This is a genomic window from Synechococcus sp. EJ6-Ellesmere, from assembly GCF_024345875.1.
Classification (GTDB): Bacteria; Cyanobacteriota; Cyanobacteriia; order PCC-6307; family Cyanobiaceae; genus Regnicoccus_A; species Regnicoccus_A antarcticus.
Genome location: NZ_JAGQBY010000040.1, coordinates 1 through 20,648 on the forward strand (window position 1 = coordinate 1; position 20,648 = coordinate 20,648).

Annotated in this window: 17 protein-coding genes, 2 tRNA genes, 3 rRNA genes and 1 pseudogene; 11 read left to right on the forward strand and 12 right to left on the reverse strand. The window is 60.6% G+C overall.

What is annotated here, in order from left to right:
* Together KBY78_RS06115 and petD are read left to right on the forward strand one after the other, a co-directional pair.
* A pseudogene (locus tag KBY78_RS06115) lies at positions 1-153 on the forward strand (cytochrome b N-terminal domain-containing protein); the annotation flags it as partial.
* A 68-nt stretch (positions 154-221) separates the two neighbouring features.
* Entirely contained in the window at positions 222-704 is a 483-nt protein-coding gene (gene petD, locus KBY78_RS06120) for a cytochrome b6-f complex subunit IV (protein WP_006173477.1), read from the forward strand.
* 98 nt (positions 705-802) lie between these two features.
* Here the strand turns inward: petD and KBY78_RS06125 are convergent, their stop codons facing one another.
* Positions 803-2,254, reverse strand: coding sequence for a glycoside hydrolase 100 family protein (locus KBY78_RS06125; protein WP_255142845.1), 1,452 nt, complete (start codon positions 2,252-2,254; stop codon positions 803-805).
* Between the two features lie 833 nt (positions 2,255-3,087).
* On the opposite strand from KBY78_RS06125, the gene KBY78_RS06130 reads away from it, so the two are divergent.
* The 7 genes from KBY78_RS06130 to KBY78_RS06160 all read left to right on the forward strand — a co-directional run bounded on the left by KBY78_RS06130 (position 3,088) and on the right by KBY78_RS06160 (position 10,179).
* A 16S ribosomal RNA gene (locus KBY78_RS06130) occupies positions 3,088-4,573 on the forward strand.
* Between the two features lie 197 nt (positions 4,574-4,770).
* Positions 4,771-4,844: transfer RNA gene (locus KBY78_RS06135), tRNA-Ile, on the forward strand.
* A 9-nt stretch (positions 4,845-4,853) separates the two neighbouring features.
* Positions 4,854-4,926: transfer RNA gene (locus tag KBY78_RS06140), tRNA-Ala, on the forward strand.
* A 503-nt stretch (positions 4,927-5,429) separates the two neighbouring features.
* A 23S ribosomal RNA gene (locus KBY78_RS06145) occupies positions 5,430-8,317 on the forward strand.
* A gap of 116 nt (positions 8,318-8,433) precedes the next feature.
* Positions 8,434-8,550, forward strand: a 5S ribosomal RNA gene (rrf, locus tag KBY78_RS06150).
* The 16S, 23S and 5S rRNA genes sit together here with 2 tRNA genes alongside, the layout of an rRNA operon.
* Positions 8,551-8,885: 335 nt before the next feature.
* Positions 8,886-9,860 (forward strand): YihY/virulence factor BrkB family protein, encoded by a 975-nt coding sequence (locus tag KBY78_RS06155; protein ID WP_255142846.1) that lies wholly within the window; start codon positions 8,886-8,888, stop codon positions 9,858-9,860.
* Positions 9,861-9,918: 58 nt separating this feature from the next.
* Positions 9,919-10,179 carry a hypothetical protein gene (locus KBY78_RS06160; RefSeq protein WP_006172193.1) on the forward strand — a complete coding sequence of 87 codons (261 nt, stop codon included), beginning with the start codon at positions 9,919-9,921 and terminating at the stop codon, positions 10,177-10,179.
* Between the two features lie 530 nt (positions 10,180-10,709).
* Here KBY78_RS06160 and KBY78_RS06165 read toward each other — a convergent pair.
* The 5 genes from KBY78_RS06165 to KBY78_RS06185 all read right to left on the reverse strand — a co-directional run bounded on the left by KBY78_RS06165 (position 10,710) and on the right by KBY78_RS06185 (position 13,307).
* The gene (locus tag KBY78_RS06165; protein WP_255142847.1) at positions 10,710-11,147 is read right to left on the reverse strand and encodes a DUF2834 domain-containing protein; all 438 of its coding nucleotides are present in this window, start codon (positions 11,145-11,147) and stop codon (positions 10,710-10,712) included.
* The gene (xseB, locus tag KBY78_RS06170) at positions 11,144-11,410 is read right to left on the reverse strand and encodes an exodeoxyribonuclease VII small subunit (RefSeq protein WP_006172185.1); all 267 of its coding nucleotides are present in this window, start codon (positions 11,408-11,410) and stop codon (positions 11,144-11,146) included. The genes KBY78_RS06165 and xseB overlap by 4 nt, the downstream gene beginning before the upstream one ends.
* Positions 11,407-12,549, reverse strand: coding sequence for an exodeoxyribonuclease VII large subunit (gene xseA, locus KBY78_RS06175; protein WP_255142848.1), 1,143 nt, complete (start codon positions 12,547-12,549; stop codon positions 11,407-11,409). Before xseA ends, xseB begins: the two co-directional genes overlap by 4 nt.
* Before the next feature lie 56 nt (positions 12,550-12,605).
* Entirely contained in the window at positions 12,606-12,788 is a 183-nt protein-coding gene (locus tag KBY78_RS06180) for a hypothetical protein (RefSeq protein WP_255142857.1), read from the reverse strand.
* A 189-nt stretch (positions 12,789-12,977) separates the two neighbouring features.
* Positions 12,978-13,307, reverse strand: coding sequence for a chlorophyll a/b-binding protein (locus tag KBY78_RS06185; protein WP_255142849.1), 330 nt, complete (start codon positions 13,305-13,307; stop codon positions 12,978-12,980).
* On the opposite strand from KBY78_RS06185, the gene KBY78_RS06190 reads away from it, so the two are divergent.
* Positions 13,266-14,075, forward strand: coding sequence for an HAD family hydrolase (locus KBY78_RS06190; RefSeq protein WP_255142850.1), 810 nt, complete (start codon positions 13,266-13,268; stop codon positions 14,073-14,075). The genes KBY78_RS06185 and KBY78_RS06190 overlap by 42 nt on opposite strands.
* Position 14,076: 1 nt before the next feature.
* Here the strand turns inward: KBY78_RS06190 and hrpB are convergent, their stop codons facing one another.
* The 3 genes from hrpB to KBY78_RS06205 all read right to left on the reverse strand — a co-directional run bounded on the left by hrpB (position 14,077) and on the right by KBY78_RS06205 (position 17,701).
* Positions 14,077-16,641 (reverse strand): ATP-dependent helicase HrpB, encoded by a 2,565-nt coding sequence (gene hrpB / locus KBY78_RS06195; RefSeq protein ID WP_255142851.1) that lies wholly within the window; start codon positions 16,639-16,641, stop codon positions 14,077-14,079.
* Between the two features lie 286 nt (positions 16,642-16,927).
* Positions 16,928-17,311, reverse strand: a complete 384-nt coding sequence (locus KBY78_RS06200) for a hypothetical protein (RefSeq protein ID WP_255142852.1) — start codon at positions 17,309-17,311, stop codon at positions 16,928-16,930.
* An 81-nt stretch (positions 17,312-17,392) separates the two neighbouring features.
* A complete protein-coding gene (locus KBY78_RS06205) occupies positions 17,393-17,701 on the reverse strand; it encodes a DUF2973 domain-containing protein (protein ID WP_255142853.1) in 309 nt (102 codons plus the stop codon).
* 329 nt (positions 17,702-18,030) lie between these two features.
* Between KBY78_RS06205 and KBY78_RS06210 the strand changes: the two genes are divergently transcribed.
* Positions 18,031-19,140: a trypsin-like peptidase domain-containing protein gene (locus KBY78_RS06210; RefSeq protein WP_255142854.1), complete on the forward strand. Its 1,110-nt coding sequence runs from the start codon at positions 18,031-18,033 to the stop codon at positions 19,138-19,140.
* Positions 19,141-19,227: 87 nt separating this feature from the next.
* On the opposite strand, the gene KBY78_RS06215 is transcribed toward KBY78_RS06210, so the two are convergent.
* From KBY78_RS06215 to KBY78_RS06225, 3 genes are all read right to left on the reverse strand, one after another.
* Positions 19,228-19,509: a hypothetical protein gene (locus tag KBY78_RS06215; protein WP_255142855.1), complete on the reverse strand. Its 282-nt coding sequence runs from the start codon at positions 19,507-19,509 to the stop codon at positions 19,228-19,230.
* 135 nt (positions 19,510-19,644) lie between these two features.
* The gene (locus KBY78_RS06220; RefSeq protein ID WP_255142858.1) at positions 19,645-19,860 is read right to left on the reverse strand and encodes a hypothetical protein; all 216 of its coding nucleotides are present in this window, start codon (positions 19,858-19,860) and stop codon (positions 19,645-19,647) included.
* A 152-nt stretch (positions 19,861-20,012) separates the two neighbouring features.
* Positions 20,013-20,648, reverse strand: a 636-nt coding sequence (locus tag KBY78_RS06225; RefSeq protein ID WP_255142856.1) for an ATP-binding cassette domain-containing protein, incomplete at its 5' end; no start/stop codon positions are given.

Genomic DNA, 20,648 nt, shown 5'->3' on the forward strand with positions numbered 1-20,648 from the left:
GTCGAGCTGCTGCGTGGTGGTGAGAGCGTCGGTCAGGCCACGCTCACCCGCTTCTACAGCCTGCATACCTTCGTGAGGCCCTAGCTGCTGGCCGTGTTCATGCTCATGCACTTCCTGATGATCCGCAAGCAGGGCATCTCCGGTCCTTTGTGATCTGGTCTCCAGCCACGATCAACTGATTCAGCCTTTTCACTCCTCTCACCCCACACTCGGTGCTTTCGATGCACATCCTCAAGAAGCCTGATCTCAGCGACCCCAGCTTGCGGGCCAAGCTGGCCAAGGGCATGGGTCACAACTACTACGGAGAGCCTGCCTGGCCCAACGATCTCCTCTACATCTTCCCGGTGGTGATCCTGGGCACCATCGCCATGGTGGTGGGCCTAGCAGTGCTGGATCCAGCCATGCTCGGCGACAAGGCTGATCCCTTCGCCACACCTCTCGAAATCCTGCCGGAGTGGTACCTCTACCCCGTCTTCCAGATCCTTCGGGTCGTCCCCAACAAGCTTCTGGGCATTGCCCTGCAGACGATGGTCCCCTTGGGCCTGATGCTCATCCCCTTCATCGAGAGCTTCAACAAGTTCCAGAACCCCTTCCGCAGGCCTGTGGCCATGGCCGCCTTCCTGTTCGGAACAGTGTTCACGATCTACCTGGGCATCGGTGCCGCTCTGCCCATCGACAAGTCACTCACCCTCGGCTTGTTCTGAAGTCGATCGGACAGATCTCGACCTGGACAGATCTTGATCTAACTTCTCGCCTCCTTCCCATTGTTCATTGCAGCCGCCGTTGACCTCGGCGGCTTTTTTTATGGTGGCGCGTCGATCGAGAGCACCGACACGTCGGCGGGATTGACACGCAGCAGGTGGTGAAGCAGCAGAAAGCCAACGATGGTCCAGGTCTGGTAGGTGCGGGATTGCTGCCCCACCCACGTGCCGGTGGGTCCATCGAAGTACTCAGCCCACTGCTGGCGCGGCAACTGGTTCAGCTGTGACCAGTAACACTCCTCGAGCATGGCTTTGGCCTGCCCCATCAGCAGTGCATCCGCCCGCGGGTGGTTTTGCTCATGCTGAAGGATGGCCCCACCGAAATACCAGAGCAGGCTCGGCCAGTGGCCTCCGTTGTGGTAGCTCCACGGCCAGTTCTTGGGATCGGAACCGGTCTTGGTCATCCACTCGGCCGCTTCCATGGGGGGATGGCAGATCCGCATCGGCATCTGCGCCATCAGGTGGCTGCGGTTGTGCAGCACCAAGCGGAAGAGGCCCCGCTGCTGCGGTGCGGTGAGCAGTCCGAACAGGCACGCCAGGGAATTGCCCAGGCTGTAGAAGCGGAAGTCCGGACGCCCCGTGCGGATGTTGCCGATCAGGTAGCCGCCGCGGTTTTCCAGCCAGTCCTGGAGCCAGTCGGGGATCACCTGGGGCTGCACATTGAACTCGTTTTCATGCTGATGGTCGCCGTATTGCTCGGTGGGTCGGCGGCGCAGCACCTGCATCGTCTTGCTGGTGACCCAGTAGTGCTTGAGCAGAAAGGAGCGGAGGTCGTGGATCCACTGGCGGGTGAGCTCGAGCCGCTGCTCCAGCAAGCGGCTGCTGCGGTCACGTCGGGCGATCTCCATCAAATGGCCGCAGCTGCGAAGGCAGCCGAACAGGAGGACCTCCACCTCCAGCGGGGCTCCCCACACGTCCATCGGACGGTCGATCATGAAGGAGCAGTCTGGAACGAACAGCACCGGTGTGCCCTCGAAGGTGGGGTGCATCACCAGATCGAGCAGCAGCTGCACCCCCCGCTGCACCTTCTGGCTGGCTCCGAACTCCCAGTCCTGGCTGCGCTTGACGTAGTACCAGCACAGGATCGGCCACCACAGGCTGGCGTCCACCGAGGTGATCCGTCCGATCGAGCGTTGTCCGTAGTCGGCCATCAGCTGGCCGTTCTCCTCGATGAAGCTGGTGGGGAAGACGCCACGGGTCTGGTAGGTGCTGCTCTGAAGGTCAAGGCAGACGCTCAGAAAGTGACGAACAATGTCAAAGCGACCCTCCAGGAGCAGGTGAATCATCACCGGCACGTTGTCGCGCAGAAACACTTCGCCGTAATTGAGGGAGCCGTGGCTGCGGGGATGCTCCAGGGCGGCCACCGATCCCACCAGGGAGCCCTGCACCGACACCAGAGTGCGCTCGAATTTTTCGCGGGCACTGGCCACAACAGCGTCTTCTCGGGAGCTGGGGCGGATGCGAAGCCGCTCCTGGCTGAAATGTGTCGCCAAGCCTGGACTCCTCTTGAACGGGGCCGGTTCCTGCGAAACCATAGACAGGACAGGCGATCTGGGCTGCTCAGCGCGGCGCTCGTCAGGTGCTTGCAGCAACTGCGGCCGAACCTGTGGTATGTTTTTGGACTGCGCGTGAGCCGGAAGGCGAGCGCTGCAGGGCTTACAACCAGGAGGAGGCGAGAGCCGGCCGACGATGTTGTAAGTTTCAAAAGCGGTTGGGAGACCACCGCGAGCCACCGGAGGCCGAGAGGCTGAGGGAAGCGCACCTGGACAACTAAAAAGTTTAGGAACTGACGCTTTTGCTGCGTCAGAAGCCAAAGCGAGGTGATGAGCAATGAGCTCCTGCAAGGGAGGCATGGCTTAAGCCGAGCTTAGGAGTCTGACGAGATAGCAGCAAAGGTGTGAGGTCCCGTCAAAAGAAAAAAGCATCAGGATTTTGCCTGAGTTTTGAGAAGATTACTTTCACGGGTGATTTTTTCAATGAATGTTCAGGTGAGAGACGGTGCGACCGGATCTGAGTGATTTGGAAAGTCGTTGCACGAGCAGCTGAAAGACGTTGCGGCGACCGCATGGATGAGTGATCGAGACTCGATTGTCAGGGGAGACTCTGATGAGGAATGAGCGCGAAAGGTTATCTGTGAAGGTTGTTGTGATTGAGGTTGGCATGTTGTGTGATGCACTCTCGAACCCTTCTGGCTAGAAGGAGGCCTTAACTGATGATTGACGCAAGTCAGGTTATTGGGTAACGGCGACATCATTTGCGATGATAGTTGGCATGATTTTAGCGAAAGCCAAGGTTATGTGAATTAGAGTTTACAGGAATGATGACTACAACGGAGAGTTTGATCCTGGCTCAGGATGAACGCTGGCGGCGTGCTTAACACATGCAAGTCGAACGAGCCTTCGGGCTAGTGGCGGACGGGTGAGTAACGCGTGGGAATCTGCCCTCAGGAGGGGGATAACGGCCGGAAACGGCCGCTAATACCCCATATGCCGAGAGGTGAAACGAATTTCGCCTGGGGATGAGCCCGCGTCTGATTAGCTAGTTGGTGAGGTAATGGCTCACCAAGGCATCGATCAGTAGCTGGTCTGAGAGGATGATCAGCCACACTGGGACTGAGACACGGCCCAGACTCCTACGGGAGGCAGCAGTGGGGAATTTTCCGCAATGGGCGCAAGCCTGACGGAGCAACGCCGCGTGAGGGACGAAGGCCTCTGGGCTGTAAACCTCTTTTCTCAAGGAAGAAGACATGACGGTACTTGAGGAATAAGCCACGGCTAATTCCGTGCCAGCAGCCGCGGTAATACGGGAGTGGCAAGCGTTATCCGGAATTATTGGGCGTAAAGCGTCCGCAGGCGGCCTTGAAAGTCTGTTGTTAAAGCGTGGAGCTCAACTCCATTTCAGCAATGGAAACTACAAGGCTAGAGTGTGGTAGGGGCAGAGGGAATTCCCGGTGTAGCGGTGAAATGCGTAGATATCGGGAAGAACACCAGTGGCGAAGGCGCTCTGCTGGGCCATAACTGACGCTCATGGACGAAAGCCAGGGGAGCGAAAGGGATTAGATACCCCTGTAGTCCTGGCCGTAAACGATGAACACTAGGTGTCGGGAGAATTAACCCTTCCGGTGTCGTAGCCAACGCGTTAAGTGTTCCGCCTGGGGAGTACGCACGCAAGTGTGAAACTCAAAGGAATTGACGGGGGCCCGCACAAGCGGTGGAGTATGTGGTTTAATTCGATGCAACGCGAAGAACCTTACCAGGGTTTGACATCCTGCGAATCCCTTGGAAACTTGGGAGTGCCTTCGGGAACGCAGTGACAGGTGGTGCATGGCTGTCGTCAGCTCGTGTCGTGAGATGTTGGGTTAAGTCCCGCAACGAGCGCAACCCACGTCTTTAGTTGCCAGCATTCAGTTGGGCACTCTAGAGAGACCGCCGGTGATAAACCGGAGGAAGGTGTGGATGACGTCAAGTCATCATGCCCCTTACATCCTGGGCTACACACGTACTACAATGCTACGGACAAAGGGCAGCAAACTCGCGAGAGCTAGCAAATCCCATAAACCGTGGCTCAGTTCAGATCGTAGGCTGCAACTCGCCTACGTGAAGGAGGAATCGCTAGTAATCGCAGGTCAGCATACTGCGGTGAATACGTTCCCGGGCCTTGTACACACCGCCCGTCACACCATGGAAGTTGGCCATGCCCGAAGTCGTTACTCCAACCCGCAAGGGAGGAGGACGCCGAAGGTGGGGCTGATGACTGGGGTGAAGTCGTAACAAGGTAGCCGTACCGGAAGGTGCGGCTGGATCACCTCCTAACAGGGAGACAATAACTGATCTTGATGTCTGGCTCATTTATTGCTAGGCCATGATCCTGTCATCTCGATGGTTAATCGGTACCTCAACCGACAGAGACGAAGCCAGAGGTTGCTCCAGCGATGGAGAGACCACTGAGCTGTCGTGGATGTCTTTTCAGTTCCTAAACTTTGTCTAGGTCACCCCGCAAGGGTATCCCTGGGCCATTAGCTCAGGTGGTTAGAGCGCACCCCTGATAAGGGTGAGGTCCCTGGTTCAAGTCCAGGATGGCCCATTCGTGTTTGGGGGTTTAGCTCAGTTGGTAGAGCGCCTGCTTTGCAAGCAGGATGTCAGCGGTTCGAGTCCGCTAACCTCCACTGACCAACCCGCCCGGATCGCGAAAGCAGAGGGAGAGAGCTTGTGGTGGTGATTTTAGATGATTGTACTGAGAAAAGGACTCTAGCTTCCTTTCATTTTAAGGTTTGATCAGTATCTTGATGCGAATCAGCTACTTCCATAGGCCTTGATTGAAAAGACGCTGGACTCCAGCATGATCAGCTGAAAGGCTGATGGTTGCGGTGTTCAGTAGAACCTTGACAACTGCATAGGTAAGTCTGTAAATAAAGCATCTCATGGATGCTTCATGAGCAGTCGATGATTCTGGTGGCTTTGGCTGCTGGGATCAACGTTTGTTCTTGAAGCGATTCTAGAGTAGGAGCCGAGACTCCACATTGCTCCTGGTTCTTGCCGAAAGAATCGGGTTTGATCTTGTTTTCAGAGTCAATGCGAGATCAATTGAAGAAATTCAGTTGATCAGGCGTTGAGGATGAAAGCAGGAGAATCTGCGTACAACCGCAGCAAGGTGATGTGGAGATAAATTGGTCAAGCTACAAAGGGCTCACGGTGGATACCTTGGCACACAGAGGCGATGAAGGACGTAGTTACCTGCGATAAGTCTCGGGGAGCTGGAAACACGCTTTGATCCGGGAATTTCCGAATGGGGCAACCCCTAGAACGGCCAGCTGAATCCATAGGCTGGCACGAGCCAACCCAGCGAACTGAAACATCTTAGTAGCTGGAGGAAAGGAAAGTAAAAACGACTCCCTAAGTAGCGGCGAGCGAACGGGGAAGAGCCTAAACCGATGGTTCCGACCATCGGGGTTGTGGGACAGCAACGTGGACCAGTGACGTTAGTGGAAGCGTTTGAAAGGCGCGCCATAGAGGGTGAAAGCCCCGTACGCGAAAACAAATCTGGCCTAGCTGTATCCCGAGTAGTACGGAGCACGTGAAATTCCGTATGAATCTGCGAGGACCACCTCGTAAGGCTAAGTACTCCTGTGTGACCGATAGCGCAACAGTACCGCGAGGGAAAGGTGAAAAGAACCCCGGGAGGGGAGTGAAATAGAACATGAAACCGTGAGCTTACAAGCAATGGGAGCCCGACTGATCGGGTGACCGTGTGCCTGTTGAAGAATGAGCCGGCGACTTATAGGCACTGGCAGGTTAAACCGGGAATGGTGGAGCCATAGCGAAAGCGAGTCTGAATAGGGCGATCGTCAGTGTTTATAGACCCGAACCCGGGTGATCTAACCATGGCCAGGATGAAGCTTGGGTGATACCAAGTGGAGGTCCGAACCGACTGATGTTGAAAAATCAGCGGATGAGCTGTGGTTAGGGGTGAAATGCCAATCGAACCCGGAGCTAGCTGGTTCTCCCCGAAATACGTTGAGGCGTAGCGTCTAGTGCTATAGCAGGGGGGTAAAGCCACCGTTTCGGTGCGGGCTGCGAGAGCGGTACCAAATCGATACGAACTCTGAATACCCTGTGTGAAACTAGGCAGTCAGACTGTGGGGGATAAGCTCCATGGTCGAAAGGGAAACAGCCCAGACCGCCAGCTAAGGTCCCCAAATCAATGCTGAGTGATAAAGGAGGTGGGATTGCCCAGACAACCAGGAGGTTTGCCTAGAAGCAGCCATCCTCAAAGGAGTGCGTAATAGCTCACTGGTCGAGCGATTCTGCGCCGAAAATGAACGGGGCTAAGCATTGTACCGAAGCTGCGGATTTAATTGTTCTTAGGAACATTCAAATGGTAGGGGAGCGTTCCATGTGGGGCGAAGCGTTAGCGTAAGCGGGCGTGGACTGCATGGAAGTGAGAATGTCGGCTTGAGTAGCGAAAACATGGGTGAGAATCCCATGCCCCGAAACCCTAAGGGTTCCTCCGGCAGGCTCGTCCGCGGAGGGTTAGTCAGGACCTAAGGCGAGGCCGAAAGGCGTAGTCGATGGACAACAGGTCAACATTCCTGTACCTGTCATGTTTTGGGAAGGGGGACGGAGAAGGCTAGCCCAGCCAGATGTTGGTTACTGGTTCAAGCGTTCGAGGCGTTGAGGGGTGGTGAAAACACCCTGAGCGGAGGCGTGAGTACGAGCTGCTACGGCAGCGAAGTGGGTGATGTCAAGCTTCCAAGAAAAGCCCTATACCCGTTAAGGCATGACGGCCTGTACCCGAAACCGACACAGGTGGGGTGGTAGAGAATACCGAGGGGCGCGAGATAACTCTCTCTAAGGAACTCGGCAAAATGGCCCCGTAACTTCGGGAGAAGGGGTGCCACCGCAAGGTGGTCGCAGTGAAGAGGCCCAGGCGACTGTTTACCAAAAACACAGGTCTCCGCTAAGTCGCAAGACGATGTATGGGGGCTGACGCCTGCCCAGTGCCGGAAGGTTAAGGAAGCTGGTCAGCGCAAGCGAAGCTAGCGACTGAAGCCCCGGTGAACGGCGGCCGTAACTATAACGGTCCTAAGGTAGCGAAATTCCTTGTCGGGTAAGTTCCGACCCGCACGAAAGGCGTAACGATCTGGGCGCTGTCTCGGAGAGAGGCTCGGCGAAATAGAATTGTCTGTGAAGATGCGGACTACGTGCACCCGGACAGAAAGACCCTATGAAGCTTTACTGTAGCTTGGTATTGTGCCCGGGCTCTGAATGCGCAGGATAGGTGGGAGGCTTTGATCCATGGCTTGCGGGTCATGGTGAGCCAACGGTGAGATACCACTCTTTCAGAGCTAGGGTTCTAACCTTCACCCGTTATCCGGGGAGGGGACAGTATCAGGTGGGCAGTTTGACTGGGGCGGTCGCCTCCTAAAAGGTAACGGAGGCGCGCAAAGGTTTGCTCAGGCTGGTTGGAAATCAGCCGACGAGTGTAAAAGCAGAAGCAAGCTTGACTGTGAGACCAACAAGTCGAACAGGGACGAAAGTCGGCTTTAGTGATCCGACGGTTCTGAGTGGAAGGGCCGTCGCTCAACGGATAAAAGTTACTCTAGGGATAACAGGCTGATCTCCCCCAAGAGTTCACATCGACGGGGAGGTTTGGCACCTCGATGTCGGCTCATCGCAACCTGGGGCTGAAGTCGGTCCCAAGGGTTGGGCTGTTCGCCCATTAAAGCGGTACGCGAGCTGGGTTCAGAACGTCGTGAGACAGTTCGGTCCATATCCGGTGCATGCGTAAGAACATTGAGAGGAGTTCTCCCTAGTACGAGAGGACCGGGAGGAACGCACCTCTGGTGTACCAGTTATCGTGCCAACGGTAAACGCTGGGTAGCCATGTGCGGAGAGGATAACCGCTGAAAGCATCTAAGTGGGAAGCCCACCTCAAGATGAGTGTTCTCATGGCTTAAGCCAGTAAGGTCACGGGAAGAACACCCGTTGATAGGCTCTACGTGGAAGCGCAGCAATGTGTGAAGCGGAGGAGTACTAATAGACCGAGGGCTTGACCAACACTTGGCCCTGCTCAAGACGAGCATGAGTTGCTGAGTTTGCAGACCGATGAGGTGAAAGCCAAGTCGATTACCTATGTAGTTCTCAGGGATCACCTGAGAGTGAACAGATTCTTTCCTGGTGTTCATGGCACTGTGGACCCACTCCGATCCATCTCGAACTCGGTTGTGAAACGCAGTAGCGGCGACGATAGTTGGAGGGTAGCTTCCTGCAAAAATAGCTCAATGCCAGGATAAAACAATCTGAACGCTCAATTCTTGACTCAGCAAAGCTGAGAAGGGACAAAAAAAGCCACCTACGGGTGGCTTTTTTTGTGGCTTTTTGTGTGTTCGCGGCTAGCCTCATCCTGGGAGTGGATTTATTCAGGTTGCAGGTAGTGACCTTGCGAAAAAGGAGCGCCCGAATGTTGCCTTGTCGCTTTCGCGGGCAGGCGTCTGGGGCAGGCGTATTGAGCCGTCTTGGCAGGGAGCGCTTAAGATGATATTGATTCTGACCTGCTAGGCAAGACGTGGATTCCTCGGAGGCCGATCAGACAGTTGATCGTGCTAGGAAGCGCCTGAAGCGGTTCATGCGTCGGTTGTGGTGGTCTTGTCGACTCTGGAACCATTTTGATTGTGTTGATCTGAGTGCGGCTTTTGCTTATCACACTCTTCAATCATTCTTTCCGGTTCTCTTGATCATCCTTGCGCTGGCCAGTTGGATTCTGGGACGTGATGATGGTCTGACCAGTCAGATCCTTGATTGGACATCCCAACTTTTGCCGGAATCAGCTCAGCGAGTTGTGCAATCGACCCTGGTTCAGCTTTATAGGCAACGCGGCGGTGCTGGCTTTCTTGGTGTGGCAGTGTTGTTGATCACCGCCAGCAATGCGTATCTCAGCCTGCAGCGCGGCACTGATCATCTCTGGTCCCTGCGATTCGTGCGAGACTCCCGCGTCAGGATTGTGGAGACACCACTGCCTGTTGTTCAGAACGTGGTCCTCGTTGTCAGACGTTTCCTGATGCTGCGCCTGAAGGCCACGATGTTCCTGCTGGCTGTTGGAACTTTGTTTGTCATGGATCAACTGACCGTCAATCTTCGCTTCATGGGCTTTGAAACCTGGCGTGGGTTGACGGCCGCACCTCTTGCCTGGGTGTACCGCTACCTGTTCCCGGTATCTGCGCTCGCTGATCTGCTGGTGTCTTTACTGATAGCTTCATTGGTGTCACTTGGCTTGCTGCGGTTGTTGCCTTCTCGGAGAATCAGTTGGCACTTGCTGTTGCCTGGTTCAGTTCTTGTTGGATCTGCGTATACACTGTTGAACCTGGCTGTTGGTCGAAGTATCGTGTCTTTAGGTACGCGCTTCCAGGCTTATGGATTGATCGGTGGTGTCCTGGTTCTGACCCTGTGGGTGTGGTTATTGGGGCTGATCTATTATTTCGGAGTGGCTTACAGCGTAGTATTGGCCACTTCGGGCTCAACGGCGACCGAGCGCTTTGACCTTCACTTTGGCCTCACTCAGGCATCTCCCCTTCAACAGGATTCCCAAGGGGGAACCCGCTGATGGCTCTTCGGAGATCCGCACCCGCCCCTCTGTCAAAACTCTGCAGAAGTGAGCGACGATGATTGAACCTGAAGATGTTGTGGTGGCCAAATCAAGCCTGACCTTGCGTCCACTCCCCACGGCACTCCTGTTGCTGTGTGCTGGAGTCGGTGCCTGTGTCGTCGGGATGTTTTTCACCCTGACCCTGGTTCCAATGCTGATTGTGGCCGGTTTCATTGCAGCTTTCCTGATCGGTGCTTTGGTCTGTGCCTGGGCCGGGGTGGAGGCGCTCGCAGCCCTTGAGCGCTGGTTGGAGCGTGATTCACGCTTTCAGCGCTGATGAACCGGCAGTTGCCCTGGTTCTGGATTCTGCTGGCTGGCCTGTTGCTGGCCGCACCCACCCCACTGGGCCGCCTGCTGCTTGACCTGCTGGGCGGTCTCACCTTGGCTGTGCTCCTGCTGCCGTTGCTTCTGGCCGGTGCTGGAGCCCTTGCCTTTCAGATCCTGAAGCGACGGGTGCGTACTTGTACGGTCTGTGGACTCACCAGCATGGCCTCAACAACCTGCCCCGCTTGTGGTGCTCCACTTTCCAGTGAAGCTGACAGAGCTCCAGTCCCTTACTCCCAGTCTGCTCCGGTTGATCAGCCGGTGCCCAGGGGGCTCGCAAGTTGGCTCTGGACAAGCGGTGGGGCAACCTCTCAAGGGCCTCCCAACGATGGCAATCTCGATGTGAGCGATGTCACGATCGATGTGGAGTCGAGGGACGTTGACTCGCGTTGAAAGCTGGTCATCATCGCTCCAGGCCGGTCAAACTCCCTTGACGAAACGATCGTCGCCCTGATCACCTGAGCTGAACGACTATCGCTTGCATCATGACTTGGTCGAACTCCCGCGGCTGATCTCGAGCAGACGTCGCTCTCTCAGGAAGAGAAAGAATGGAGCCGCAAAGGCAAAGGCGATCGTCACACTGCCGAGCAGAACGATCCAAAGTCCGCGCATTTTTAACCGGCGGGCTTCACTGATCATCCAGAATGTGACGGCCGTCGCTCCAATCAGCAGATCGCGCGACAGCGACCGGGCCGCGGGGTTGGCGTTGGCCAATTCGATGAACTGTGCCAAGTCGAAGGCCTGACCGTAGTCGCGGATGAATTCAGCGTTGGCAAGCCATGGGAAGATGGCGCCAACCACGGCTAGAGCCAGGTAGATCCATTGCAACCAGGGCGATGGTGATGCCGATGTGATCAGGGCTGTGGCGACGGTGGTCTCACTGCTGGGCACTGAGACGGCTTCGTTGATGGCTGGCGTCATGGTTGGGTCTCCAGGGCGTTCTGGTCTAACTCTTCAACTTGCTGCTGCACCTGCTGCAGCACCTGCTCACAGCGATCGGCGTAGGCCACGGCACGTCTGTACAGCCCGGCCATGGCCTCCACCTCCAGCTCCTCCGACTGCAGCGCCGCCAGGGTGAGTTCTAGGGCCGTGCGGCTCTGGGCGAACGTCAATTGCTGAGTTTCCTCGAGCCAGCTGTCCTCGGCCGGCTCCGGGGAAGGGGGCTGACGCTTGCGGCTGCTCATGGATCTGGGTGCTCGTGACGACGCTCGAGGACGCGGACGTCGGCGGTTCCATCCAACCATTGAACCCGCAGGCTCTGGCCCACCTCCACCTGCTCGATCGAGCGCAAAAGCTGGCCGGCTTCGCCACGCACCAGACAGAATCCTCGTTTGAGTAGTTGCCTGGGCGAGAGGGCCTCCAGCAGCTGGCGCCGTTGCTGCAATTGCGTCCGGTATCGCTGTAACAGCGCCTGGGGGTGGTGTTGCTGCAGGCGCTGGCGCTGCACGACCAGCTGTTGCTGCTCCAGATCCACTCTCCAGCGCAGGGTCTGACGCAGCAGCTCCTGCCGTTGCCGCAGCTCCTGGCGCAGGGTTCGCTGGTCGGGCAGCAGGGCCACGATCGCTGCCGTGGGCGTAGCGGCCCGGTAATCGGCCACCAGGTCGGCGATTGTGGTGTCGTCTTCGTGGCCAAGACCGGTGACCACCGGCAGGTTCAGGGCCCCCAGGGTCAGGGCCACCTCTTCGCTGTCGAATACGGCGAGATCTTCGCGGCTGCCACCGCCGCGGGCCAGTACCACGGCTTCGATGCCCAGCCGTCCGGCGGCTTGACCGACCAGCTCCAGGGCTGTGCAGATGCTGGTCTGAACGGCACCTTGTACGGGGATGGGCCCCACCAGAATCTTGGTGGCTGGCCAGCGTTCAGCGGCGGTGCGCAGCATGTCGGCCAGGGCGGAGCTGGGGCTGCTGGTGAGCAGCGCGATCACCGTGGGGAATTCAGGCAGGGGCCTTTTGCTGGAGGGATCGAACAAGCCGCTGCCCTCAAGGCGCTCCCTGACTCGCTCGAACTGGCGCAGAACGCTGCTCAGGCTGGGGCGGATGTCGAGAGCCTGGACGCAGAGACTGGCACGAGCCCCCCAGAAGTTGAGCTTGCCGACGACGATTACCCCATCGCCATCGGCTGGTGTGAAGCTCAGCCGCGGAAGCGCAGACGCCCAGACCACCGCCGAAATCGAGGCGGTCTCATCCAGGAGTGTCATCCAGAGATGGCCTTTCTTCAGCTGTGGCCTCGAGACCGTGGCCTCCAGCAGAAAGCGGGGGGCGAAGCCACGCTCCAGCAGGCTCCCGATCGAGCGGTTCAGGTCGCTGACGCTGTAACGGGGCAAAGGCTGGCCACTAGCGTCTGCCGCCAGCTCCGGGCCCCCGCTGGAAGTCGCGCGAATCAATGCTCCAGCCGCCCGTAGCAATATCCCCAGTAGAGGCTGATCGCGGAGGCCGCCAGAAAGAGCAGGCGGCCGAACGGATGGTCGAAACGAATCAGACCTGCCGTGGCGATCACCAGGACTGAGCTCAGCAGGCGTGATCCATCACGCCGATTCTTGACGAAGAACGGAGCCAAAGGCACGAACCGCCGAGGGAATTGCCGATTCTGGCTGACGGCTCAGGCGAGAGGAGATTTGGGTGCTGGGCCTGCCCCTCCAGCAGGTGTGGAGATGGCCAGAGCCGTTAAAAACCCCACCGCCTCCACCTGACAGAGACGACGGAGTTGTCAGAGTACGAAGCCCGGAAACCAGCCGAGAGTGATCTCGGCGGCTCAACCCAGGCCGATCTGGGAGAGAATGCCTTGGCCGGTGAGCAGTTCGGTGGCCAGGCCGATCACGAAACCGAGCATGGCCAGGCGGCCGTTCCAGGTTTCAGCGAAGTTGACGAAACCGAAGCGGGGTTGGGTGGCGTCAGACATGAGTGGATCCAGCGGACATTCATATTGTAACGAATCTTGGAGCTTGCTTGACGCTTGGATGCAGCCAATTTGCTGTTCGGATTTCCGGCCTGCCGGTCTGCCTTCTCGGAGCTGCGATTCCGTCTCGTTGAGGCAGCTTCCATGACCGGCGTTCCGGTAGGCGCTCGACGACGGCGTCTTCAAGGGCAGTTGTCCGCTCCCCTGCCCAGCAGTCCGGACCTGGTCCTGGTCACGGATCTCGATGGCACCCTGCTGGAGGGGCCCATGTCCGGACGCCAGCGCCTCTACGGCTGGCTGAGATCGCGCCGGGAGCAGGTGCTGCATGTGTTCTGCACGGGGCGCGACCTTGGCTCGGTGTCCCGGTTGCTGAGGCAGGAACCACGCCTTGGGCTGGGGGCTCCCCACCTGGTGATCGGTGATGTGGGTTGCACAGTGGCTTGCGGCGCCAGCCTCCAGCTCGTGCCCCTGGCCGTCGATCCGATCGAGCGGCGCTGGCGGGGGCTGCAGCAGCGGCTCGAGCCCCTGCTGAGGGGCCAGCCGGGCCTGAGTGCCGAGCCCATCAGCGTCGATCGGCACCTCGCCTACGACTACGACCCTGAGAGCTTCGACCACGGACTGGTCCCCCGCCTGGAGGCTGAGGGTGTCGATTGCCTGCACTCGGGCGGCCGCTACTTCGATGTGCTCCCTGGTGGAGTCAACAAGGGCTCCACCCTCATGGAGCTGCTGGGCTGGCTGGAGCTCGACCCCCGCCAGGTGGTGACGGCCGGGGACAGCCTCAACGATCTGGCCATGTTCCAGACCGGACTCCCGGGGATCATGGTCGGCAATGCCGAGCCGGCCCTGCGCCTTCATCTACCCCGCTTGCCAGCCACTTTCCCGGCGGTGGGCCATGGTTGCGACGGCATCGTTGAGGGGCTGCACCACTTCGGCTTCGCCCACCTCTTCGATTGACTCATGGCGTCCTGGCTGATCCCTGACGGTTGCGGGCCTGGGCGCGGCTGGTGGCGGCAGTGGGCACGGCCTGAGCCGGATCTTCTGGCCAGGGATGCCTGGGGTAGCGCCCCCTGAGCTCCCGGCGCACCTGGGCATAGCTTCCCCGCCAGAAACCGCCCAGATCCTGGGTGATCTGCACCGGGCGCCTGGCTGGGGAGAGCAGATGCAGGCTCACCGGCAGCACACCCTCCAGAACTCTGGGCCCCTCGCTCAGACCAAACAGTTCCTGGAGTTTCACGGCGAGCACGGGCTCGCCACTGCCGTAGTCCAGTCGGGCCTTGCGCCCGGTGGGAAGGACGATCTGGCTGGGGAGCAGGCGTTCCAGCTCCTGGCGTTGCTCCCAGGGCAGCCCGCTCCAGAGCCCTTCCTTCAGGTCGAGCTGGCGTAGTTCGTCCAGGGCACGCAGGCCGAGCAGCTGATCTCCCAGCCACTCCTCCAGCTCTCGCTCCAACGCTGCCTCGCTGCGATCGGGCCAGGGTTTTCCCAGGCGAGCGTGGGCCAGGGTGAGGCGGTGTTGCAGGTCACGGCTGTCGCGGGTCCAGGGCAGCACCCCAAGACCGAGCGAACGGATGCCTTCCAGCACCGCCGCCAGCACAGCCGCCTCTGGTGGGTCGTCCCAGGGGCGACGCTCCAGCACTAGGGCCCCGAGCCGCCGCTCGATCACGGCCCGCACCCGTCGCTCGGCCGGTTCCCAGCTCACCAGTGGCAGCTGGCAGCCCTGCTCGGCATGAAGTCTCTCCAGGCTCTGGCGCTGCAGCGGCAAGGCCTGGAGGATGCGCACATCGCTGCCGCTGCCGTCCACCGTTGCCACCGCCAGCACGGTGTGGCCAGCCAGGGGGTCGTGGGCCGGCAGTTGGGCCCCGCGGCCACTGCGCATGAGAAAGCGCCCCTGCCCCTCCAGGCGTGCCAGGGCGATCCGCTCGGGATAGGCGCAGCTCAGAAGCCATGCTGCCGCCTCAGCCTCGGCCAGACAGGAGGTGCCGGCTGCTGGCAGGGAGGTCCCCTGCAACTGCTGCTGGAGTTGTCGGCAGAGCTGCCTGAGCGGCCCTCGCCGGGGGTCACGCCCGTCCTGGCGCAGCCAGTCGAGGCGGGCCATCAGATCGCTGCCCGCCCCCTGGCCCGCCAGGGGATCGCGTTCATTGAGCAGGGTCGCCAGCTCGCAAGCCAGCCGGGCCCTGCCCAGGCGCTGGCCTTCCAGCAGCATGTGAGCCAGGCGGGGATGCAGTCCCAGCTGGGCCATGGCCCGGCCATGGGCGGTGAGAACCCCCTGCTGGTCGACGGCGCCCAGCTGAGTGAGCAGCTCCAGTCCCTGGCGCAGGGCGGCCTGCGGCGGCGGGTCCAGCCAGGGGAGCGATTCCCCCAGGCCGGCCCCCCAGCGGGCGAGTTGCAGCACCAGGGGCAGGGGATCCGCTTCCAGCAGCTCGGGCGGGTCGTAGGCCGGCCGCCGTTGCTGCTCTGCCGCCGACCAGAGCCTCACGCAGCAGCCGGGCCCCAGGCGCCCGGCCCTGCCCCGCCGCTGCTCGGCGCTGGCCTGGCTGGCGGGCCGGGTGACCAGTCCGTCCATGCCGGTGCGGGGATCGAAGCGGGCGCGCCGGCTCAGACCGCTGTCGACCACCAGACGAACGCCCTCGATCGTGAGGGAGCTTTCGGCGATTGCGGTGGTGAGCACCACCTTGCCGCCGGCATGGAGGCTGGCGTCGATGGCGCGACCCTGGGCCTCAAGAGACAGGCCTCCGTGCAGGGTATGGAGCTCCGTCCGCTGGCCCCAACTGGTGTTCTCGATCGCGCGCAGCGCCTGCTGGATCTCCCGTTGGCCCGGCAGGAACACCAGGGCCGTACCGGCTTCGCACTCCTCCTCCTGCAGCCAGTGGCCCTCGAGGGCGCGCACCACCTGGGCCCCCAGCGGCTCCCGCTCCCGTGGCAGTTGGTGGTGCAGCTCCACCGGATGGCTGCGCCCCTCGCAGCTGAGCACCACCGCGTCCGGAAGTTGCTGGCTGAGGGGTTGCAGGTTGAGTGTGGCCGACATCACCAGCAGCCGCAGCTGGGGATTCAGCAGAGGGCGGGCTTCCCGCAACAGGGCCAGGGCGAGATCGGCGTCGCTGCGACGCTCGTGAAATTCATCGAAGATCACTGCCGCCACACCGTCGAGGGCAGGATCGTCCTGAAGACGGCGCAGAAAAAGACCGTCGGTGAGCACCTCCAGGCGGGTTGCTCTGGAACAGCACTGCTCCAGCCTCACGCGGTAGCCCACCAGGGCGCCAACAGGCTCTCCGAGGGCTTCGGCCAGGCGGGTGGCGGCGGCTTTGGCCGCGAGCCGACGGGGCTCGAGCATCAGGATGCTGCCCAGCTCACCCTGGCCGGTGGCCAAGTGCTGCAGCAGGGCAAGGGGGACGCGGGTGGTTTTGCCGGCCCCGGGCGGGGCCTGAAGAAGAAGGGTGCCGCCGGGGGGAAGTTGGTGCAGGATCTCCGGCAGCAGCGGGTCGATCGGCAACGCTTCCCCGTGGCGGCTGCAGGGGAAGCTCATGGAGTTCAGCAGGGGGTGATGGGCCCCGCAGGCGAAAGCGTCTGGAGCGGTGCCAGGAGGCTCAACCTAGGAGCCGCAGGACAAGGGCCAGCAGGGCGGTGCTGAGCAATCCCAGGGAGGCCAGCAAGCGCACAAGCGGCCCGACGGACAGGCCCAGAGAGGACATGAAGAAAATCGGAAGAAGTGGATGCCGATGTTTTAACGCCGCCGGGTGGGGTGGGCGGTGTTGATGGCCACGTTTCGTCGCCACACGTTGGAATGATCACAGAGCCGAAGCTCCCGCTGATCAGCGCACGTGACGGGCCCCATCCACCGGGTGGTAGACCTCTCCGGTGGTTTCCTCGTACACAATCGCCGGCAGGCCCGTTTCGAACATGGTCTGGAGGGCCTCTTTGAGGTAAGGGTTCCAGCCGCCGGTGCTGACTTTGCCGTGGCGCACGGTCCAGTCCCAGGTGCCCTGCAGGTCTCGGGGGATGCGGCCTTCACGGTCGCGGCGGGCCACCAGGTCCTGAGATTCCACCAGCCCCACCAGAATCGGGTCTTTGCCATAGGCAGGGGTCAGGCTCAGCTCCAGGCGGATGGGGTCGTCTTTGATCAGGTGAAGGCGGAAACGGGGCGGCAGCTTCAGTCCGCGCAGCACGGCCGCCACAATGCGTGTTTTCTGATCCAATTCTCGGCCTCCGCCAGAACTCGGGTTCACCAACCGGTTGTACCAGCCGGAAGGATCGCCCCAAGATATGAAGGAGCCGGATCAGTCGGTCTGGGCCGGGAGCTTGGGGGGATCGTTGTCTCCACCGAAGCGCACGGTGAGCAGATCCTCAGAGGTGATCTGCCCATCGGCATCGAGGAGCTCGGGGTGGATGGTGAGCCTGCCCGTGCGGTCTCCTTTGAGCTGGGCCTCGTCAGCCTGACTTGGAGCCATGGGCATTGAGCTGCCTGGATCGCCCGGGCGAGGGACAGCCGAAAATCCCCTGGCCATCACCTTAAAAGCCTGCCAGAGGAGAATCAGCAGGCAAGCTCCGTAGAGGATCGGAAAGATCTGAGACAACAACGGTGCCATTGGCGGCTCGGCGGTGCTGGGAAAATCCCGCTCACACCTCCATCATTGCCTGGATGAGGCTCCCTGGGCGAGCTTCCAGGCCCAGAGGCTGCTGCAAGCGGCTCCAAAGGCAAGGAAAATGAGCAACATCGAGCTCGTATCCATGGTTCGTTTGCAAATCTTTGTAAAGCCTAGGCGTTGGTCTGGCCTTTTGTCTGGGCCATCCCGCTGCACTTCGTCACACCTTGGCGGGTGACCGGCCTTACGTGCAGCCCGCCACTGCCGTTACGGTCCAAAAACCCTTGTGAACCTCTGACGTGACGACGATGAAGTCCCTCTGGCGTCGGTCCATGAGTCCTGTTCTGCCCCTGGCCCTGCTGCTGGGATCTCCGCTGCTGCCGCTTGCTCCCCTGCCTGCCCTGGCCAGGCCTGCGGCGGCGGCGTCCCTCTCCCGCCAGTCGTTCGTGGCCGATGCGGTGCGCCGCTCAGGTCCGGCCGTGGTCACGATCGACACCGAGCGCACCGTTGTTCGCCCGGGCAGCGGCGGACTGCCGCCGGGAATGATGCTCGATCCTTTCTTCCGGCGTTTTTTCCCCCAGGCCCAGCAGCCCAGTCAGCGCACTGAGCGGGGCCAGGGCAGCGGCGTGATCTTCCAGTCCAATGGTCTGATCCTCACCAATGCCCATGTGGTCGAGAAAACTGACCGGGTCTTCGTGGGGCTCAAGGATGGCCGTCGCACGGAGGGCAAGGTGATCGGCCTCGACAACCTCACCGATCTGGCCCTGGTGCGGCTGATGGAGCCAGGCCCCTGGCCTGTGGCCCCCCTGGGCAATTCCGATGCTCTTCAGGTGGGTGACTGGGCGATTGCGGTGGGAAACCCCTACGGGCTGGATAACACCGTGACCATGGGCATCGTCAGCAACCTCAACCGCAACGTGGCCAAGCTGGGCATCACTGACAAGCGGCTGGATCTGATTCAGACCGATGCGGCGATCAATCCGGGCAATTCCGGTGGCCCCCTGCTCAATGCCGACGGTGAAGTGGTGGGGATCAACACCCTGGTGCGCTCAGGTCCCGGAGCGGGCCTGGGCTTTGCCATTCCGATCAACCGGGCCCGGGAGATCGCCAATCAATTGCTGGCCACGGGCCGGGTCAGTCACCCGATGATCGGCGTGGGGCTCGACAACCTTCCCCCCGAGCTGAAGCGCAGCCTGAGTGGGGGTGCGCTGGTGCGTTCGGTGATGCCTGGAGGCCCAGCCTCAAGAGCTGGTCTGCGCAGTGGAGACGTGATCGTGGCGGCGGCAGGCAAGCCGGTGGCCGGTCCGTCTCAGATGGTGGACGCCGTGGAGGCCAATGGTGTCGGGCGGCCGATGGCGCTCAAGGTGATGCGGGGCGGCACCCCGGTTCAGCTTGAGGTGGTGCCCACGGGCATGGAAAGTGGCAGGAGACAAGCCCGGTAAGCGCCGAAGTGATGATCCATGCAGACGAGGAGAGCACCATGGCAACCATGGGCTCCCCTCTGGATGGGATCAGCGCTGATCCCTGGTTCAGAGGACATCCATCGAACCGTTGACGTTTGGCTGGGAGGAGCTCTCACGGGATGGGACAGCTGCAGACCTCGCCAGGCCTCCGAACTGGCTGGGGGTTCCCAGCTGCTGGCGCATGATCCATTCCGTGGCGGCTTTCTGGGTGTGCCAGGCCTGCAGCAGTTGCTTGGCCAGACCACGCAACGACTGGGGATCCCCAGTGGAATCGATCATGCGGGTCATGCGCTCCAGCTCAAACTTTTGGCCAAGGCTGAGGGCGAGCGGTTCGGACATACGAGGCATCGCGACGGGGCAGTGAAGCCACGTCAATGCTACGAAGTGTTTCGGGTGCTCGCGTAGCGACCGGCACAGAGTTACCGATTTTTTGTCAGCATCTGCCCATGGCGCCGAGGCGTTTGGGCTGGCGCTGGAGGGGGCTCAGTGGTGCTCCCGGAGCTGCTCCACGCACTGGGTGATGCACTCACCGTCGTCAAGGGAGCAGGTGGTAATGCACTCGAAGTAGCTCTCCACCGAATCACCGCCTTCGTCGTGGCCGAGGCTGGTGGCGGTGGCGATCACGGCCATGCCCAGAGCGGGTTGGTGGGAGCCTGGTCCGCTTTGGCTGGCAGGGGGGTGGCCGAAGGAATGGGTCATGCGCCGGACCTGGGAATGGGGATAAGGTCAGGATATGGAGATCATTCCGGCGGGTCCAGACAGTTGAGTCTTTTTGCCTACTGAAGGATGAAGTTGTTTGTGCTTGCTTTAGAGATTCAGTTGATTCAAGGCTGAAGGCCGCGCTTTGCCGTTCAGCTGCCGGCGCGGGCGCGGCGTGACTGGGTCTTGTCCTTCTGTTTCTGCCGGTTGGCCTCCTGGCGGGCCTGTTTCACCCGTTCCTGCTGGGCGAGCCTTTGGGCTTCGGCCTCTTCGGCTTTTTTCTCCAGGTAATAGGCGTAGTCGCCCCGGTAGAGCACCAGTTCGCCGTCGCGCAACTCCACGATGCGGTTGGCCACCTGGGAGATGAAGTAGCGGTCGTGGGAGACGATCAGCGCGGCCCCTTCGTAGCCCTGCAAGGCCGACTCCAGCATCTGCTTGGCGGGAATGTCGAGGTGGTTGGTGGGTTCGTCCAGCACCAGAAGGTTGCACGGGGTCAGGAGCATCAGCGCCAGCGCCAGGCGGGCCTTCTCGCCGCCGCTGAGCTGGCCCACCTCCTTGAACACGTCGTCGTTGCTGAAGCCGAAATTGCCCAGCAGCGAGCGCACCTGGGTCTGGGTCCAGTCGGGCACGGCCTCGAACAGGGTGTCGACGACGCTGCTCTCGAGATTGAGGGCTTCGGCCTGGTGCTGCTCGAAGTAGCCCGCCACCACGTTGTGCTCCCCCAGGCCGGCCTGGCCCCCGTCGGGGGTTTCCAGTCCCATCACAAGACGCAGCAAGGTGGATTTACC

Bases quoted from the DNA above. Each gene is read 5' to 3' on its own strand.
- petD (WP_006173477.1), top strand. From the start codon at position 222: ATGCACATCCTCAAGAAGCCTGATCTCAGCGACCCCAGCTTGCGGGCC.
- KBY78_RS06155 (WP_255142846.1), top strand. From the start codon at position 8,886: ATGCGTCGGTTGTGGTGGTCTTGTCGACTCTGGAACCATTTTGATTGT.
- KBY78_RS06160 (WP_006172193.1), top strand. From the start codon at position 9,919: ATGATTGAACCTGAAGATGTTGTGGTGGCCAAATCAAGCCTGACCTTG.
- KBY78_RS06165 (WP_255142847.1), bottom strand. From the start codon at position 11,147: ATGACGCCAGCCATCAACGAAGCCGTCTCAGTGCCCAGCAGTGAGACC.
- xseB (WP_006172185.1), bottom strand. From the start codon at position 11,410: ATGAGCAGCCGCAAGCGTCAGCCCCCTTCCCCGGAGCCGGCCGAGGAC.
- KBY78_RS06190 (WP_255142850.1), top strand. From the start codon at position 13,266: ATGACCGGCGTTCCGGTAGGCGCTCGACGACGGCGTCTTCAAGGGCAG.
- hrpB (WP_255142851.1), bottom strand. From the start codon at position 16,641: ATGAGCTTCCCCTGCAGCCGCCACGGGGAAGCGTTGCCGATCGACCCG.
- KBY78_RS06205 (WP_255142853.1), bottom strand. From the start codon at position 17,701: ATGGCACCGTTGTTGTCTCAGATCTTTCCGATCCTCTACGGAGCTTGC.
- KBY78_RS06210 (WP_255142854.1), top strand. From the start codon at position 18,031: ATGAGTCCTGTTCTGCCCCTGGCCCTGCTGCTGGGATCTCCGCTGCTG.
- KBY78_RS06215 (WP_255142855.1), bottom strand. From the start codon at position 19,509: ATGCCTCGTATGTCCGAACCGCTCGCCCTCAGCCTTGGCCAAAAGTTT.
- KBY78_RS06220 (WP_255142858.1), bottom strand. From the start codon at position 19,860: ATGACCCATTCCTTCGGCCACCCCCCTGCCAGCCAAAGCGGACCAGGC.